The organism is Streptomyces sp. NPDC058371, assembly GCF_042723265.1.
Lineage (GTDB): Bacteria > Actinomycetota > Actinomycetes > Streptomycetales > Streptomycetaceae > Streptomyces.
Window position 1 is genome coordinate 32,330 of sequence record NZ_JBHXJC010000006.1, and the last position, 16,518, is coordinate 48,847.

The following is a 16,518-nucleotide window of genomic DNA, read 5'->3' on the forward strand; positions in this document are numbered from 1 at the left end:
CACAGCAAGGAGGCCTGCCATGACGTGGGATGAATGGGAGCCTGCGCGCGGGCGAGTGGCCGAGGACGGGGTAGGGGCTCGGGCCCTTCCCCGGCAGCGGGGCGGGTCCGTTGGTGGGCAGACGGATCTGGCGTCCAGTCCTGCCGAGAAGAAGGCTGCGGCGCGGGCAATCGAGGAGCACCTGGAGCCCGGTACGCGGAAGGCCGGGGGCTGGGCCGATGAGGAGACCGGGGCCTTGGTTAAGGAGTTCGGGGCCAGGGACGGGCATGGGTGGGTGACCGCGGGTGCGCTTCGGCAGGCACACAAGGTGTGGGAGCGGCAGGTTAAGGCTCTGATGGACCGGCTCGGTTCGGAGAAGGATGCCCTGCGCAACACCTCCGCGCTCTTTCAGAAGACCGACGTAAGTGTGGGCGCACAGGTGCGGCGGCCGTCCGGCCTCGATCTTCTCTAGTTCGCCTGGTTCACCTGGTTCACCTGGCTCGCTGTCGCGGCCATCCGCTGGGCATTTGTTGTTCGACCACGTCCGTATCAACTCTTCGGGAACCATGCCGACGTATCACGAGATCATGAGCACTCACCTCTCCGCTCTCACCATCGCCGCCGATCGCTGGGACGGTATGGCCGGGGAGTTCGAGAAGCGGGAAGAGCAGTACCGGCGGGATGTGCACGGCATTTCGGTGGGGCAGTCCTGGCAGGGGCTGAGCGCCCATGCTGCCAACGCCCGGTTCGACATCACCCTCAAGGAATTCAAGGCAGCCCAGACCGAGGCCAAGGCCGTCGCTTCGCTGCTTCGGGACGCGCACGCCCAGTTCGTCGAATTGCGCGGCAAGGTCCGAGCCGTACGACATGACGCGATCGAGGCGGGGATAAGGGTCTCCGACCGGGGAGTCGTCTCCTACGACGACCGGCATGACACGTCAGCCGGTCATGCCGCCGGGCACGCACCGAAGGTCTGTGAGGCGGCGGCCCCCTGGCAGGAACGCCTTGATCAGGCGGTCCGGGCCGTCGGCGATGCCGACCAAGGGGTTGAGATCGCCCTCAAGGCCGTAGTGCTCGATTCGGATGTTTCCGACGGCACCTTCAACGGTTTCAACTCCCGTGCCACCGGCGACATCGAGCGGTACGAGGCCGAGGCCGCCGATGCCATTGCCCTGAAGCTCAACGAAGGCTCGGAACTCTCGCCCCATGAAGTCGCCGAGCTTCGGCGGTCGTTCCGCGACAACGACGGGGACAAGGCGTTCAGTCGTACGTTCCTCGACGGGCTCGGTGCCGATGGGACCATCAGGATGACGAATCGCCTGAACGATCTCGTGCATGCCCCAGGAAGCAAGGGCGTCGGCAACTTCTCCGCCATCGAGTCGGGGCTGGCCCGGACGCTCGCCACAGCGACCAAGGACACCAAGTCCGACTGGTACGAGGACTGGCGGGCCGACGTGCAGAGGGTCGGCGTAGAGCGTTTCGAGACCGACTTCCATGGCGGCCGCCTTGAGAAGATCCGTGGATATCAGGCTTTGGTCACCCTCATGGAGAACGGGGACGGGTACGCGTCTCAGTTCCTCACTGACATGGGGGACGACATCATCAAGGCGGAGAAACAGGATCCCGACATCTGGGATCTGAAGGGTGAGTACGCCGGCAAGCGTGACGGCTGGTTCGCCAACGATCCGCTGGACGGACTCCTCGGTGTCATGAGCCACGATCCGGACACTGCGGCCACCTATCTCAACTCCGACCACCGGATGAAGTACCTGATGCAGGAGCGTGACTGGCAAGTCGTCCTGCAGGAGCAGGACGGAGCGAAAGCCTCTGTCTACCGAAGCGCCCTGGACGGGGACGATCGCGCCGGGTTCGGCGCCGCGCTCCAAGCCGCGACGACGGGGATCGATCCCTCCGACAAGCAGGCGGAGTTCGTCCGTCACTCCAAAGACAACAACGCGGTTCTTCGGTCGTCACTGAAGTATCTGGCCGACAGCGGCGACGATTTCCCGGATTCGCTCCGGGGGCCCATGGCCAAGATCCTCGTCAATCACGGGGACACGGTGCATGCCGCTGCCAGCAGCGTCGACATGTCCTCGTCCCCGCTGAAGCAGGACGAACTCTTCGAGGTCATCAAGCAGGTGTCCAAGGACCAAGGGGCGTACGGGACGTTGAATCGGGAGATCAACCATGCGTTGGTCTCCGACATTCACCGGGCCGGGCAGCGGGACCCCGAGGAGTCGTTGCTTCGTGCGGGGCGGACGGTTGGTTTTCTTGAGGAGGCGCATGCCCAGACGGCCACTGCGCCAGAGGCCGAGCCGTTCGAGGGCAAGTGGGTCGTGGACCAGGCCATCAGCCACCTCCCGGTGGGTGGGGACGAGGTGCAAGTCGCATTTGACTACGTCACCGATGAGTGGTTGTCCGACGAGCAGAGGCGTCTGGAAGACAAAGCGGCCGAGGAGAACGTGGCCAGCTACAACAAGCGAATCTCTCAGCTGATGGCCTTGAGCAACGAGTGGTGGAAGGTGCACGGGTCCGACGGCCCGACGCCCTATCCGGTTCGAAACTCAACCGAGCAGGCCGCTGACGCCGGGATCAGTCGAGCACGCGGTGTCTCAGGAGGCTAAGCAATTGAAACCCATCGCTCAGGGCCTGCAGAGGAAAACTTCGGTCGCGCTTCTGGCTACCCTGCTCCTGACTTCCTGCGCTGACACATATTCCGACGAGAGTATGCCTGAGGCTCTCTGTGGGACACCGATCAGCAAGAAGCTCACTGCTCGTCTGCTTCAGCCATTCGGCAGGGTCACCGAGTGGACCAGTGCAGGGTTCCGGGAAGCAGGAACGTCCTCGTGGTGCGTTGTCTACGTTGCCAAGAAGGATGCCTTGCACGTTCAGTTCGCATCCCACGGCGGCCCCATGAACCCCATGGAAGCCGCCTCCCCCGACAACTCAGTAACCGGCCTCCAAAACCCCCACCCCCTCCACCTCGCCGACGACGCCGTGGCCGGGGATGACGGGGCCATCGCGACCACCCGCTGCAAGGACAAGAGTGGTGCCGATCACTTCACCCTCGCGCTGAGGGTGACCCGGGGGAAGGTCACCGCGGAGCGCAGCGCGGCCATCGAGAGGTTCATGCGGTCGTACATGCCGGCGACCGTGAAGACGCTCCACTGCCTCAAGGAGTAGTGGGAGCCGCACACCCATGGGACCGGGCCGAGCGCTCGGCGAAGGCCTTGAGCGCGCGCTTCTCATAGCGTCGCTCGGCCGCCGTGGGTGCGGCCCTCTCCGTCCCCGATCCCCGTGACCGGTTCAGCGTGTAGATCGCCCGCCCACCGGCCTGCCGGTCCTTCGCGTCCTCGCCGTCCCCCGGACACTGCGCACTCGCCCACACCCCCGTGTCGGTCCCGTGCATGTCCAGCTTCCCCGCGGACGCGTCGGCGGGGGCGTCCCCGTATCCCCTGCCCTCCAGTTCGCGCCAGTCGGCCCAAACCTCCGCCGCGTAGGGGCCGTAGTACGCATCCAGCGTGTAGCGCTCCGCCCCCGTGCCGTCCTCGCCCAGGAGGCACGTCTCGCGCGGAGCGCCGTCCCGCGCGGTCTCCCGTGCCGTGCCCCCAACAACCGCGCCCGCGGCAGCCGAGCCCCCGGCGGCCGCCACAGCGCCCGCGTACCCGGGTACACCCGCGCACGTCCCCGTAACCCCTGCCAGCGGCTCGAACTCCTCCTCCGTCACGGGGAGCCCGACCGTGTGGACGGGTCGGCCGAGGTCGGCCCGGCAGCCGTACGCCGTGGCCGCCTCCTTGGCCGTCCCCGTGGCGACGCGCACGTAGCCCGGTCGGTTGGCCGGGTCGTCGAGTGGCGCGTCGTGCTTGGTCTCGACCGTGATCAGGAGCCCGTCGGGGACGGCGGACTTGGCGCCGCGCCGGTCGCAGGTCAGGAGCAGCGTGGCCGTGGCCTCGCGTTCGTCGGAGGCGTCCGCTCCGAGGACACCGGACCAGCCGTGGCCGACGGGTACGGGAAGCGTGTCGTCCCCGGCGTTCGGCAGCGAGGGGAGGAGGTCCTTCTGGGGCCTGCCCGCGTTCGTCGTGTCCACGATGCTGACGCGGAGCTCGCCGCCGTCGCTCCCCGCCCCGTTCACCGTGCAGGTGTCGACGCCCTCGCCGGACTCGTCGCTCACGTCGAGGTGGTCGTCCCCGAGGACCGCGCGAACGTCGGGCACCGACAGCATTCCGCCGCAGGCCCGGTCCAGGTCACGGTCGTTCGCTCCGTACAGCCAGAAGAAACCGCCGGTCGCCACGAGGGCCCCGGCCACGACGAGTGCCGCGTTCCTGACCCTCTTCCTGCGTCCCGGGTTCACTCCTCGACCTCTCCCAGCAGCTCCGTGTCGTGGCAGTGCTGTGTCTTCGGCCAGCCACCCTCGGAGGTGAGGTAACTGTCCATCACTTTCCGTACGCTGCGCGACAGTTGGGCCCGCTGGTCCGGGGTCAGCAGGACTTCGTCGCCCTCCTCGACCTGGGTGTCGAGCGTCGGCCTGATCGAGACCCGGTGGTAGGTGGCGCCGCCCGCGCACTGCGAGCGGGCCCACAGGGCGAGCGACTCGGGCGCCTTCGTGTCTGTGTACTTGCCGGGCGACGGAGTCGTGATACCCGGAGCGTCGCCGTCCCGCCGGTAGTCCCGGTAGGCGCTGAGGCCCAGTTCTCCCGACCAGCTGGCCGCGTCCAGCGAGCTTGGTTCCAGCTCCGCCGGCTCCGGATCGGTGTACTCCCCGCTCAGCTCGTCCCAGCGTGTTCCCTGGCACGCGTCCAGCAGACGGGACTCCTGGAGGTCGCCGCTGGTGATCCAGGTGCCTCGCAGGGGAGCCGTACGCCGGTCGCTGATCCACCGGCACTTCTTCACGCCCCGGCCCGGCTCGTCGATCCGGTCCACCTCGTAGTCGTCCTTGCCACCGTCGAAGTGCTCTTCGTAGGTGTCGATGACACGCGCGGGAGCCTTCAGGGGCGTACGGGAGCCGCAGTTCTGCCGCTTCGTGATCGCGTCGGCGACCGCCACGGCCACCCGGAAGCTCTTCCGTATCGACGCCTTCTCCAGGGCCACCGTGACGTACATCTGGGAGACCGGTCTGACCCGTCCGGTCAGTCCCTTCGGGCACTCCGCGACGACCCACAACCGACCGCCCTCGTCGGTGTAGCGGCCGGTGATGCCCGGTGCCTCGTAGCCCTCCGCCAGGAGGTCCTTGGTCTTCAGTTCGTACGGCAGATGGGAGGCCAGGGCCACAGCCTGGACCTGCAGCGAACCGTGTCCCTGCCAGGCGAGGGTGCAGTTGACGAGGGAGCGGCTCTCCTGGGCGGGTTCGAGCAGCGTGCCGTATTCGTCCAGGGTTCCCGGGACCTGGTCAGGGACCGCGCCACGCAGTTCCCCGTACGGCAGCAGGCCCCCGCACGCATTCTTCAACTGGGCGCGGTTGGCGGCCAGATGGCCGCCCTCGTCGTCCTGTGTCCGGACCAGTACGGCCGCCACCAGGCCCAGGGCAAGCAGCCCGGCCAGCGGCAGCCACAACCTCTTCGGTATCCGTCTCACGCCCGCTCCCCCGTTGTCCCGCCCGCTCCCCGCCGCGCCCTCGTGGGTGCTATTCCGTCCCGGTGACCCGGCGGGCCCGCCTGCGTGCGTCCCGCATCGCCACGGCCGCTCCGCTGAGGCCGGCGACCAGTACGGCGGCCCCCACCGCCACATACGTCCCGAGCCGGGCATTGCGTTCGTCGGCCGTCTCGCCGAGCTGGAGCCTCGCCGGGGTCGGTGCCTCGGCCTTGGTCAGGCCCTCATGGGGGTTGGGGGACTCGATCGGCTGATCGTCCTCCGTGAGGGCGCGGACCGGGTCCACCACGCCCCAGCCGACGTTCCGGTCGTGTTGGTCGACCGAGCGCTCGGCCGTCTGCTCGATCTGGGCCACGATCTGGTGTTGCTTCCAGTCCGGGTGCTTCGCCTTGATGAGCGCGGCGACCCCGGCCACGTACGGCGCCGAGAAGCTCGTGCCGTTGTCGGAGCAGTGGCCGCCCTTGGGAACGGTGGAGATCATGTCGACGCCCGGTGCCGCCACTCCGACGAAATCGCCCGCCTGGGAGAACGAGGCGCGTTCGTTGTTGCGGTCCGAGGCCGCCACGGCCAGGACGCCCTTGTACGAGGCGGGGTAGGTCGGCTTGACGTTGCCGCCGAGGCCGTCGTTGCCCGCGGAGGCGACCACGACGATCTCCTTGGCCAGAGCCGCGTCCACCGCCTGCTCCAGCAGCGGGGTCGGCTTCACCGCATTCGACGTGTCCTGGGAGATGTTGATGACATCGGCCTTCGCCGTGATGGCATAGCGGATGGCGTAGGCCAGCTTCTCGGCCGTGCCGTGGCCGTCCGCGTCGTTCTGCCGGATCGGGATGATCGTCGACTCGGGGGCCAGGCCCACGAAGCCGGTCCCGCTCGCCGGGCGGGCCGCGATGATGCCGGCCACGCGCGTGCCGTGGCCGACCGTGTCCGCCGTACCGTCGGTCTTCCCGCGGTCGTACTTCTTGCCTTTTTCGTCCTTGTCCGGAAGGAAGTTACGTCCGCTCTTCACGTCCACCGCGTGCGTGAGCTGGGGGTTCTTCACGTCCACGCCGGTGTCGATCACTGCCACCCGTACCCCCTTGCCCCGGGACTGGCTCCACAGCTCGTCCAGGAGGACGCGCTGCAGGGCCCAAGGGCGGCCGGTGTACTTCTTGTTGGGGAACGTGCACTGGTCGGCGAACGAGTCCGCACTGGCCGGTGGCGCGAGGACAAGGGTGGAGACGATCAGCGTCGCGGCCGCGGCGGCGGCCGTACGAAGGGATCCCGCGAAGGCGGCAGGTGCGTACGACATGGCCACTCCGTCCTACGATCCCTGCGGCTGGCGCGCCGCCGACCTCGACAGGCGGGGCCCCGTGGACAGGAACTGGGACCATGCGGCGGGGATGTGAGCCGGGTCCACCTCGGCGTAACCGAGGCTGGTCTGCGCCTGCTTGACCTCCTGCTGGCGCTCCTTGCGTTCCTTGGCCGTGGTGCCGATGCCCGCGTCGTCCGTGGCGCTGTCGTCGTTGGACTGGATCGCATAGCGCAGACCGGTGTCGGTGACCAGGAAGACACCGCCCGCGTCGATTTCCTCGCCCTTGAACTGGCGGTACAACTGGCCCGATCCGGGGGTGACGTACGCGCTGTCGGAACCGGTCGGGAGCGCGGCCGGGAAGGTGGTGCCCGCCCAGGTGCTCAGCGTGGTCGCGCCCTTGCCGCTGCCCTTGTCCGTGGCGTCGACGTCACGCAGGACATTGCAGATCGTGTTGCGGTTGCCGCTTCCGGGTGCCGCCTCGTTGACGGCCTTCGGGAGCTGGCCGGGCCACTGCTTGTCGGCGGCGAACTCGGCCGTGCTCGGCACGAAGGCTCCGGCACTGACATCGAGGGCCTGGCCGGCCTGGCCGAGCTTCACCAGGTCCCGGCTGTTGAGGAGCAGCTTGGCGGTGAAGTCCGAGACCGGGGAGACCTTGCCCTGCTCGACGACGTAGTACTGCTCGGTGTCGCCGTTGGGGGCCCTGAGGACCATGCCGACGTGGTTCGCCTCCTCGGGGAGACTGCCCTCGATGCCCGCCGCCGCGTCGACCTGGCCCGCCACGTGCGGGAAGCTGATGGCGTCACCCATGTGGAGGGTCTCCAGCCATGGGGCGGACACTCGTTGGGGTTCACGGCCGGAGCCGACGAGCGTGCGCAGCAGCAGCTCGTCCGCGGAGTCGACCTCGTACGCCATGCCGTGCGCGTCCACGATGTAGCGCGTCTTGTCCGGGCCGACGACGTACATCAGCTCGCCGCCGCTCAGCTTGTTCGTCCCCTCGGTCCTGCTCATGTCGCGGGACGCGAGGACGAAGGTCGCCTTCTGGATCGACCTGCCACCGGCGCTCGGGCGCTCGCAGACGGCCCAGCGCTTCTTGGCGCCCGCCTCCTTGTCGGAGGGCAGCCGGTCGGGGGCGTACGGGATACCGATGGTGACGCCGCGGGGGATCTTGCCCTTGTCCAGGACGGACTCGTCGACGGTGACGACATCGCCGTCGCCGTTGATGAGGAGCTTCGCGGACGCCATGTTCAGGACGGGGTGCAGCTGTGTCTTGTGGTTGGTCGTGAGGACCACGTACCGGGTGGTGGACTTGCTGGCGACGATCACCTTCTCGCCCGGCTTGTCCCAGCCCTGCGGGGCGGTCGGTTTGAACATGCCCCATGCCCCGAAGGCGGCCATGACGATCACGCCGACGATGACGCCCGGGACCACCGCGCGCAACGGGCGCGGTGCCCCTTCCTCCGAGCCGTCGGGCGACGACTGGACGAAGGACGCGAGCATGCGACGCTTCGCGAAGGTGTAGGCGTTGAGCTGGTCCCGCCGAGATGCCATGTGTGCCTGCTTCTCCCCGTGTCTCGCCTGCGCGGCGATCGGGGGTCACCGTCCCCCGCCCTCCGTTGTCCGACCGGCCCCCTACTATGCCTGGTAAAGGAACGGTCTCGTGGAGCGGGTAGGGTACCTGGACCTTCGAGGGGCCTTCGGCGCCCTGTGTGGTGCCGAAATTGCAGCGAGTTGTGAGTAATACGGGGGGATGGCGTGATGGCTTCCGGACCGCGGACCCGGTCGCGCGACCGGTCGCAGGCGCACGGCTCTTCGGCATCCGGGGCGCCGCGGACGCAGCGGCCGCCCGCGCCGGGTGCACGGCAGCAGGAATCGGGCACCCTGCATCTCAGGACGCGCCCCGGGCAGTTCGGGTCGTTCCGGTTGCAACGGGTCGTTCTTCTCGAACTGGCCGCCGCCGTCACGCTCACCGGCTGGGTCATCGGCCCGGTGGCGCTGATCGCGGCGGCCGTGATCGCCATACTGCTCGTTCTGCTCGCCTTCGTCCGCCGTCGCGGGCGTTCGCTGCCCGAATGGCTCGGCACGGCACGGGCGTTGCGCGCCCGTCGGCGCCGCGCGGCCGGCACACCGATACAACCGGGTACGGAGCCGGGCCTCGCGCCCGCCGTCGAGTGCGACCCGAGCCTGCGGACGTACGCGTACGGCGGGCGGGACCGGCGCTCGGTCGGGATGATCGGCGACGGCACGTTCGTCGCGGCCGTGCTCCAGGTCGAGGCCGACGCCACCGCGCTGCGGGCCGAGCGGAGCCGGCTGCCCCTGCCCCTGGGGCTGGTGCGGGACGCCCTGGAAGTGGACGGTATCCGGCTGGAGTCGGCGCAGATCGTGCTGCACACGCAGCCCGCGCCCGCGTTGCATCTGCCGCAGCAGTCGGTCGCGGTGAGCAACTACGCGCCGCTGCAGGCCCAGACCGGGGCGCCCGCGGTCCGCATCACGTGGATCGCGCTGAAGCTGGATCCCGAGCTGTGCCCGGAGGCCGTGGCCGCGCGCGGGGGCGGTCTCGTCGGGGCGCAGAAGTGTGTCGTGCGGGTCGCCGACCACCTCGCGAGCAGGCTGAAGGGAGCCGGTTTCCATACGACGGTGCTCGACGAGGAGGAGCTGACCGCGGCCATCGCGACTTCGGCGTGCGCCAACCCCCTCGTGACGGCCGAGGCCGGCCGGACCGATACGCCGGCGCGGCGGACCGAGGAGTCCAGCCGCAGTTGGCGCTGCGACAACCGCAGGCACACGACGTACTGGGTGCGCCGGTGGCCGCAGTTGGGCGGCCAGGGGCCCTCGCTGCCCCACCTCGTCGCGCAGCTCACCGCCGTACCGGCGCTGGCCACGACCTTCAGCCTCACGCTGGGGCGCGCCGAGCGGCAGGAGGTGTCGCTGACCGGGCACCTGCGGGTGACCGGGCGCAGTGACGACGAACTGGTCGCGGCGCGGCGGGCGTTGGAGGACGCCGCGCGCCACGCCGGGGCGGGCCTGGCCCGGCTCGACCGTGAGCAGCTTCCGGGCGTGCTCGCCACTCTGCCCCTCGGAGGCGCCCGATGACCGCCATGACGACTCACTCGCCCACCCCGCCGGGGGCGTACGGATCTCCCGACCCGGCACAGCCCTCGGTTCCGGAGCGGTTGCGGGGCCGGCTGCGCACCGGCTTCGGGCTCATCGGGCCGCGGCACGGGCGGCATGTGCTGTCCGCGGACCAGCTGGACTCCCTCGCGCTGCCGATCGGGGACGACGGTGTCGTCGTCGGTGTGGACGCGGAGGGGCAGCCCGCGGTGCTGGGGCTCAACCGGCCGACTCCGTACGACGTCGTCCTGATCGGCAGTCTGTGGACCGCGCAGGTGCTGGCCCTGCGAGCGGCGGCGACCGGCGCGCGCGTCGCTGTGGAGACGGGGCGGCCGCAGTCCTGGATGCAGATGGTGCACGCCATGGGCGGCGGACAGAACGGGATGGCCGTGTACGACGTCGGGCGGGTGCCGCCGCAGGGCGCCTCGGCCGGCAATCCGGTGCTGGTCGTGCGGGACTGCGGCATGCGGCCGCCGCGCGGGCGGGTCGTGTCGGGGCCGTGGCAGGCGGTGCTGACGCTGCTGCCGTACCTCAGCCCGGTGGCTCCGCGGCTCATGCGCCAGGCGCGGCTCGTCGGAGTCCAGCGGGTCTCGCCGGACGAGGCCGCGGAGATAGGCCGCACGCTGGCGCTGCCGCGCGCGGACATGGATTCGCTGCCCACCCTCGCCGACGGCGTCACGCTCTGGTGTGCCGACCGCGACCGGCAGTACGTGATGACCCAGCCGACGGACGCCGAGACCGGATTGTTGGGTACGCCACGCAGGATGGACTGAGCCGGCCCAACGGCGGATCAGCATGGGGCATTTGAGACCGTTTCACCCCTTCTTTCGTCCGACTTGTTCACCATATTCAGCCGCTTTGTTCGTGGTTACGGAGGGCGGGGACGTCACCTCTGGGCCGGGCGGGACGCAGCGGGCGGGCGCGGAGGGGTGGACGGGCCTGCCCTGGGGGCGCTTGTGGTGATTAGGCTGGGACCGGGCGCGCACCGCAACCCGTGAGCGGGCCGTCGGCGCCCCAGGGGGACATCCGGGCGGACTCGGACGACTTAGGACAACGAAAACGGTCGCCCCAGCACGGCATGAGGGTGCTCGACCACACCAGGAGGAACTGTGAACAGCGATCGGGACGGGATCCGCGGGGGCTGGGCCACACCCGGCGATGACCAGTCCGACGCGGAGTCCGCCATCGAGACGACGGGCGAGTTCACCATCGACTACGCACCGCCTGCCTGGTACACGCAGAACGCGTCGGGCGCCTCGGCGGAGGCGTCACCCGCTCCGGAACCGGACGTGGCCGCACAGACGGCTCCGCCCGTGCCGCCGGCGCCACCGTCGTACCCCGTGCCGCCCGTACCGCCGCTCGCCGGGGGCACGCCGCCCCCGCCGCCGGGCGGCCGGGTCGACCTGCCGCCCCCGCCCCCTGAGGGCTATCAGCAGGCCGGCTGGACCCCGCCCCGGGCGCCCGCCGCACCCGACAGTGGGAACGGGGACCTGGAGAGCGGCGCCACCATGCGGTTCTCCGCCGCCGCGTTGAAGCGCGAGATCGCCGAGCGGACCGAGGCGGCGGAGGCGGCCACGGCAGCCGACGAGCCCGCCGCGGCGGCCGGGACTCCGGGTGGAGTTCCGGGCGGCGCGGGTGCCGGTGACGAGTCGCAGGGCGCCGGTGTCGACGCGAGCGGACACCCCGGTGACGGAGACGGTCACGCGTCCCCGGAGGGGGCGGCCGCGTCCGACGGCCCCGCCGCACCCGACGAGGTCGCCGGCTCCCCTGTCGCGGAGAACGGTGCGCCGACCGCGGCTCAGGAACCGCAGCCGGAGCCGGAGTCCGAGTCCGCCGTCGACGGACCGGGTCGGCCGACGGCCGGTGGGACCGCCGGCGACGGCGAATCCGTGGAGCCGGCCGAGGCCGGCGGCGCGCAGGGTTCGCCGGGCGGGGACTCGGAGGACGCGGGCTCGCAGGGCGCGGACTCGATCGCTGCCCTGGATGCCGGCGCCGAGGAAACTGCCGACGCGCAGGACGCCCAGGGCACCCGTGACGCCACGGGTCCGCAGGACGTCACGGGCGCGCAGGACGTCGCCGGCACGCAGGCCGCAGAAGCCGCCGCCCGGCAGGACACGGCTTCCGCCGACGACGCGTCGTTCACACCGGACACGGGGTCGCAGGACCGGACGGCGGCCGCGGCCGCCGCTGAGGACACCCCGGGCGCGGACGCACCCGGCTCCCCGGCCGCCGCACCCGAGAGCGGCCAACAGGACGGCGTCACCGCGAGCGCCCCCGCCGACGTGCCCGCGGTTCCCCCGGCCTGGACTCCCCCGCCGGCTCCGCAGGGCGGCCTCCCGCCGTTGCCGCCCGCCTACCAGCCGGCCGCGCCCACCCCGGCGGCGCAGTGGCCCGGAGCCACGCAGCCGGTCGAGCCGACCGCGCCGGGCGCACCCGAATCGCCCACGCCCACGCAACCCCCGGCCGCCCAGCCGCAGCCCTTCGCCGCGCAGGGACAGCAGCCCGTGGCGCCCCCGCAAGCGCCCGCGCAGCAGCCGTCGTACCAGCCCCAGCAGCCCCCACAGGCTCCGGGTGCGTTCCAGCCCCAGGCGCCACAGCCCGCGCCGGCCGCATGGAATCAGCCCCCCGCGCCACAGCCGCCCCACCCCGCGCAGGGGCAGCAACAGCCTGCGCCCCAGCCCGGGTACGGCTTCCCGCAGCCCGGAGCTCCGACTCCGCCCGCGCCTCCGTCGGCACCCAACGCACCGGCCCAGCAGGCCGGTTACGGCTTCCCGCAGCCAGGCGCGCCGGTCCCGCAGCAGGGCGGCTACGGCTTCCCCCAGCAGGGCGCACCCGGCCAGAACCAGGCGGCGCCGCAGCCCCCGGGCCCCCCGGCCGGCTACGGGTTCCCGCAGCCCGCCGCGCCGGGCGCTCCCAACTCACCGGCTCAGCCCGGCGGTTACGGCTTCCCGCAGCAGGGGCAGCCGCAGCCGGGACAGCCGCAGGCGCCCGCCGGGCAGCAGGCGCAGCCGCCGGCCGCTCCCGTGGACCCCCGCGCCGGTGCCGCCTGGCCGCAGCCCATTCAGCACGACCAGCGGCAGCCGACCAACCCCGGTGCCGCGCCCCTCGGTTACACCGCCGCGGTGGAGCTGTCCTCCGACCGGCTGCTCAACAACAAGAAGCAGAAGGCGAAGAGCGGGCGCCCGGTCGCGGGCGGTTCGCGGTTCAAGCTCGGCGGCAAGAAGGAGGAAGCCGAGCGGCAGCGGAAGCTGGAGCTGATCCGCACTCCGGTGCTGTCCTGCTACCGCATCGCCGTCATCAGCCTGAAGGGTGGCGTGGGCAAGACGACCACGACCACCGCGCTCGGGTCCACGCTCGCCAGCGAGCGACAGGACAAGATCCTCGCGATCGACGCCAACCCGGACGCCGGTACGCTCGGGCGCCGCGTCCGCCGGGAGACCGGGGCCACGATTCGCGACCTCGTCCAGGCGATCCCGTACCTCAACTCGTACATGGACATCCGGCGGTTCACCTCGCAGGCGTCCTCGGGTCTGGAGATCATCGCCAACGACGTCGACCCTGCCGTCTCGACGACGTTCAACGACGAGGACTACCGGCGGGCGATCGACGTGCTCGGCAGGCAGTACCCGATCATCCTCACCGACTCGGGCACCGGTCTGCTCTACAGCGCCATGCGCGGGGTGCTCGACCTCGCCGACCAGCTCATCATCATCTCGACGCCGTCCGTCGACGGGGCGAGCAGCGCCAGTACGACGCTGGACTGGCTGTCCGCACACGGGTACGCGGAGCTCGTCTCGCGCTCCATCACGGTGATCTCGGGAGTGCGCGAGACCGGTAAGACGATCAAGGTCGAGGACATCGTCAGCCACTTCGAGACGCGGTGCCGAGGCGTCGTCGTCGTACCGTTCGACGAGCATCTCGCCGCCGGTGCCGAGGTCGATCTCGACATGATGCGGCCGAAGGTGCGGGAGGCGTACTTCAACCTCTCCGCGATGGTCGCCGAGGACATCGCGCGGCATCAGCAGTCGCACGGGCTGTGGACGTCCGACGGCAATCCGCCGCCGGTGGCCGCACCGCCGTTGCCGGGGCACCAGCAGCAACCGCAGCCGATGCCGGGGCAGTACGCTCCCGGGCAAGCGGGACCGGGACAGCACGTACCCGGGCAGCCGGTGCCCGGTCAGGCTCCGCAGCCCGGTCAGGCGTACCCGCCGCAGCCGGGTCAGCCCTATCCCCCGCAGCCGCCTCCGGCGTACCAGCAGCCGGGCGCTCCAGGGGCCGGCTATCCGCCGCACCCGGGGCAGCAGGGTCCGCCCCCGCCCCCTCAGCAGTAACCCGATCGGCCCCTTTTCGAGGGCCGGTTCACGCTCGGGCCCGCACCGGTCACCTCGGTGCGGGCCCTTCGCGTGTCCGCGGGACGCCTCTCGGCGGCGTACCTGGTCTGTCCACGGGCGTTACGGGGCGTCAGGCCCCCACCAGGAGGGCTTCACCGGTCTGGACCAATAAGCGCGAAATCAGCATCAACTCGTTATTTCCGCAGGCCACATGGGGTTCATACGCCGTTGACGTGCAGAGACCGCCGCTGATAGACACACACATCAACCCCGCCGGCGTCACCCGATCAATCCTGATCCAGCAGTTCGACAAGCCATCCCTGTGCGAGCGATGACGCGAGGTCACCGACCCATGAACACACAAGATCAGTACGACAGAGGGCGACCGCGCCCCCGGACCCGACTGCCCCGGCTCATCGCCCTCGCCGGCGCCGCGGCGCTCACGCTCACCGCCGGCCTCGCCACTCCGCTCAATCCGGCGCCCCAGGCGGCGCAGGCGAAGGAGAGCAAGAAGGTCCTCACGGTCGCGGTCGCGCAGAGTGTCGACTCGCTGAACCCGTTCCTGGCGACGCGTCTGGTCAGTACGAGCATTCACCGGCTCATGTACGAGTACCTGACCAACTACGACCCCAAGGACAACCACGCGATCCCGGGGCTCGCCACCAAGTGGGCGCCCTCCGCGGACAAGCTCACCTGGACCTACACGATCCGCTCCAACTCCAAGTGGTCGGACGGTCAGCAGGCCACGGCCGAGGACGCGGCGTGGACGTTCAACAAGATGATGACCGACGACGGTGCGGCCACCGCGAACGGCAGTTTCGTCACCAACTTCAAGAAGGTCACGGCGGCGAGCCCCACCAAGCTGGTCATCGAACTCAAGAAGCCGCAGGCCACGATGGCCGCACTCGATGTGCCGATCGTGCCCAAGCACGTCTGGGAGAAGGTCGGCGACTTCTCGAAGTTCACCAACGACAAGAGCTTCCCGATCGTCGGCAACGGGCCGTTCATCCTGACCGACTACAAGGCCGACAGCTATGTGCGGCTCAAGGCCAACAAGAGCTTCTGGCGCGGCTCCCCCAAGTTCGACGAGCTCGTGTTCAGGTACTACAAGGACAATGACGCCGCCGTGGCCGCGCTGCAGAAGGGCGAGGTCTCCTTCACCTTCGGGCTGACGCCCGCTCAGGCGGCCACGCTGAAGAAGCAGCAGAACATCAAGGTCAACGACGCCCCCGGCCGCCGCTTCTACGGGATCGCCGTCAACCCGGGCGCCAAGGCCAAGAACGGCCAGAAGTTCGGCGACGGCGCCGAATCGCTGCAGAACGAACAGGTCCGGCACGCCCTCTTCATGGGCGTCGACCGGGCCGCCGTCATCGACAAGGTCTTCCAGGGTCACGCGGTCGAGGGCGAGGGCTATCTCCCGCCGCGCTTCTCGACGTACTTCTGGAAGCCGTCCGCGGACCAGAAGCTGTCGTACGACCCGGCCAAGGCGGCGCAGCTCCTCGACGAGGCGGGCTACAAGAAGAACAGTGACGGCAAGCGCGTCGGCAAGAACGGCAAGCCGATCAACTACCGCGTCCTGTGCCACGCCACCGACCCGAACGACAAGGCGGTCGGCAAGTACCTCAAGGAGTGGTGGGGCAAGCTCGGCATCGGCGTCACGCTCAACTGCCTGGACAACGTGACGGATCCCTGGCTCGCGGGCAAGTACGACCTCGCCTTCGACGGCTGGTCCGCCAACCCCGATCCCGACTTCCTGCTGTCGATCCAGACCTGCGGCGCCCTGCCTGCGACCCCCAAGGACACCGGCGCGACCGACAACTTCATCTGCGACAAGAAGTACGACGAGCTGTACGACCAGCAGCTCGCGGAGTACGACCCCGCAAAGCGGGCGGATCTCGTCAAGCAGATGCAGTCACGGCTGTACGACACCGGGTACATGAACGTCATGGCGTACCCGAACGCGGTCGAGGCCTACCGCACCGACCAGATCAAGTCGATCACCACCATGCCTCAGGCCGCGGGCAACATCTACGGCCAGGACGGCTACTGGAGCTGGTGGTCGGCGGTTCCGGCCGCGTCCTCCGGTGAGTCCTCCGACGATTCGAGCTCGACGGGCGTCATCATCGGCATCGTCGCCGGTGTGGTCGTACTCGCCGGGGCCGGGGTGTTCTTCGCGGTGCGCCGCCGTTCCACCGCCGAAGACCGCGAATAGCCGAGTAGTAA

11 protein-coding genes are annotated in these 16,518 nt (G+C 70.1%); 7 read left to right on the plus strand and 4 right to left on the minus strand.

Features of this window, described 5'->3' with window-relative positions:
* Positions 1–19: 19 nt before the first annotated feature.
* The 3 genes from ACFWM2_RS19800 to ACFWM2_RS19810 all read left to right on the plus strand — a co-directional run bounded on the left by ACFWM2_RS19800 (position 20) and on the right by ACFWM2_RS19810 (position 3,162).
* Positions 20–451 (plus strand): hypothetical protein, encoded by a 432-nt coding sequence (locus ACFWM2_RS19800; protein WP_383281202.1) that lies wholly within the window; start codon positions 20–22, stop codon positions 449–451.
* Between the two features lie 115 nt (positions 452–566).
* Complete coding sequence (locus ACFWM2_RS19805) at positions 567–2,603, plus strand: hypothetical protein (RefSeq protein ID WP_383281205.1); 2,037 nt, start codon at positions 567–569, stop codon at positions 2,601–2,603.
* A gap of 4 nt (positions 2,604–2,607) precedes the next feature.
* Entirely contained in the window at positions 2,608–3,162 is a 555-nt protein-coding gene (locus tag ACFWM2_RS19810) for a hypothetical protein (RefSeq protein ID WP_383281206.1), read from the plus strand.
* On the opposite strand, the gene ACFWM2_RS19815 is transcribed toward ACFWM2_RS19810, so the two are convergent.
* Genes ACFWM2_RS19815 through eccB form a run of 4 tightly spaced genes read right to left on the minus strand, consistent with a single transcriptional unit; the run spans position 3,152 to position 8,404 of the window.
* Entirely contained in the window at positions 3,152–4,285 is a 1,134-nt protein-coding gene (locus ACFWM2_RS19815) for a hypothetical protein (RefSeq protein WP_383281209.1), read from the minus strand. The two genes, ACFWM2_RS19810 and ACFWM2_RS19815, sit on opposite strands and share 11 nt — an antisense overlap.
* A gap of 41 nt (positions 4,286–4,326) precedes the next feature.
* Positions 4,327–5,550 (minus strand): hypothetical protein, encoded by a 1,224-nt coding sequence (locus ACFWM2_RS19820; RefSeq protein WP_383281212.1) that lies wholly within the window; start codon positions 5,548–5,550, stop codon positions 4,327–4,329.
* Between the two features lie 49 nt (positions 5,551–5,599).
* Positions 5,600–6,853 carry a type VII secretion-associated serine protease mycosin gene (gene mycP, locus ACFWM2_RS19825; protein WP_383281215.1) on the minus strand — a complete coding sequence of 418 codons (1,254 nt, stop codon included), beginning with the start codon at positions 6,851–6,853 and terminating at the stop codon, positions 5,600–5,602.
* A 12-nt stretch (positions 6,854–6,865) separates the two neighbouring features.
* Positions 6,866–8,404: a type VII secretion protein EccB gene (eccB, locus tag ACFWM2_RS19830; RefSeq protein ID WP_383281218.1), complete on the minus strand. Its 1,539-nt coding sequence runs from the start codon at positions 8,402–8,404 to the stop codon at positions 6,866–6,868.
* 207 nt (positions 8,405–8,611) lie between these two features.
* Between eccB and eccE the strand changes: the two genes are divergently transcribed.
* The 4 genes from eccE to ACFWM2_RS19850 all read left to right on the plus strand — a co-directional run bounded on the left by eccE (position 8,612) and on the right by ACFWM2_RS19850 (position 16,507).
* Positions 8,612–9,946: a type VII secretion protein EccE gene (gene eccE, locus ACFWM2_RS19835; RefSeq protein ID WP_383281221.1), complete on the plus strand. Its 1,335-nt coding sequence runs from the start codon at positions 8,612–8,614 to the stop codon at positions 9,944–9,946.
* Positions 9,943–10,737, plus strand: a complete 795-nt coding sequence (locus tag ACFWM2_RS19840; protein WP_383281223.1) for a hypothetical protein — start codon at positions 9,943–9,945, stop codon at positions 10,735–10,737. The genes eccE and ACFWM2_RS19840 overlap by 4 nt, the downstream gene beginning before the upstream one ends.
* A gap of 336 nt (positions 10,738–11,073) precedes the next feature.
* A complete protein-coding gene (locus ACFWM2_RS19845) occupies positions 11,074–14,295 on the plus strand; it encodes an SCO5717 family growth-regulating ATPase (RefSeq protein WP_383281226.1) in 3,222 nt (1,073 codons plus the stop codon).
* A 352-nt stretch (positions 14,296–14,647) separates the two neighbouring features.
* Entirely contained in the window at positions 14,648–16,507 is a 1,860-nt protein-coding gene (locus ACFWM2_RS19850) for an ABC transporter substrate-binding protein (RefSeq protein WP_383281229.1), read from the plus strand.
* The last annotated feature ends 11 nt before the right edge of the window (positions 16,508–16,518 follow it).

Coding starts and splice junctions, on each gene's coding strand:
- eccE (WP_383281221.1), top strand. CDS start 8,612: ATGGCTTCCGGACCGCGGACCCGGTCGCGCGACCGGTCGCAGGCGCAC.
- ACFWM2_RS19840 (WP_383281223.1), top strand. CDS start 9,943: ATGACCGCCATGACGACTCACTCGCCCACCCCGCCGGGGGCGTACGGA.
- ACFWM2_RS19805 (WP_383281205.1), top strand. CDS start 567: ATGAGCACTCACCTCTCCGCTCTCACCATCGCCGCCGATCGCTGGGAC.
- ACFWM2_RS19850 (WP_383281229.1), top strand. CDS start 14,648: ATGAACACACAAGATCAGTACGACAGAGGGCGACCGCGCCCCCGGACC.
- eccB (WP_383281218.1), bottom strand. CDS start 8,404: ATGGCATCTCGGCGGGACCAGCTCAACGCCTACACCTTCGCGAAGCGT.
- mycP (WP_383281215.1), bottom strand. CDS start 6,853: ATGTCGTACGCACCTGCCGCCTTCGCGGGATCCCTTCGTACGGCCGCC.
- ACFWM2_RS19800 (WP_383281202.1), top strand. CDS start 20: ATGACGTGGGATGAATGGGAGCCTGCGCGCGGGCGAGTGGCCGAGGAC.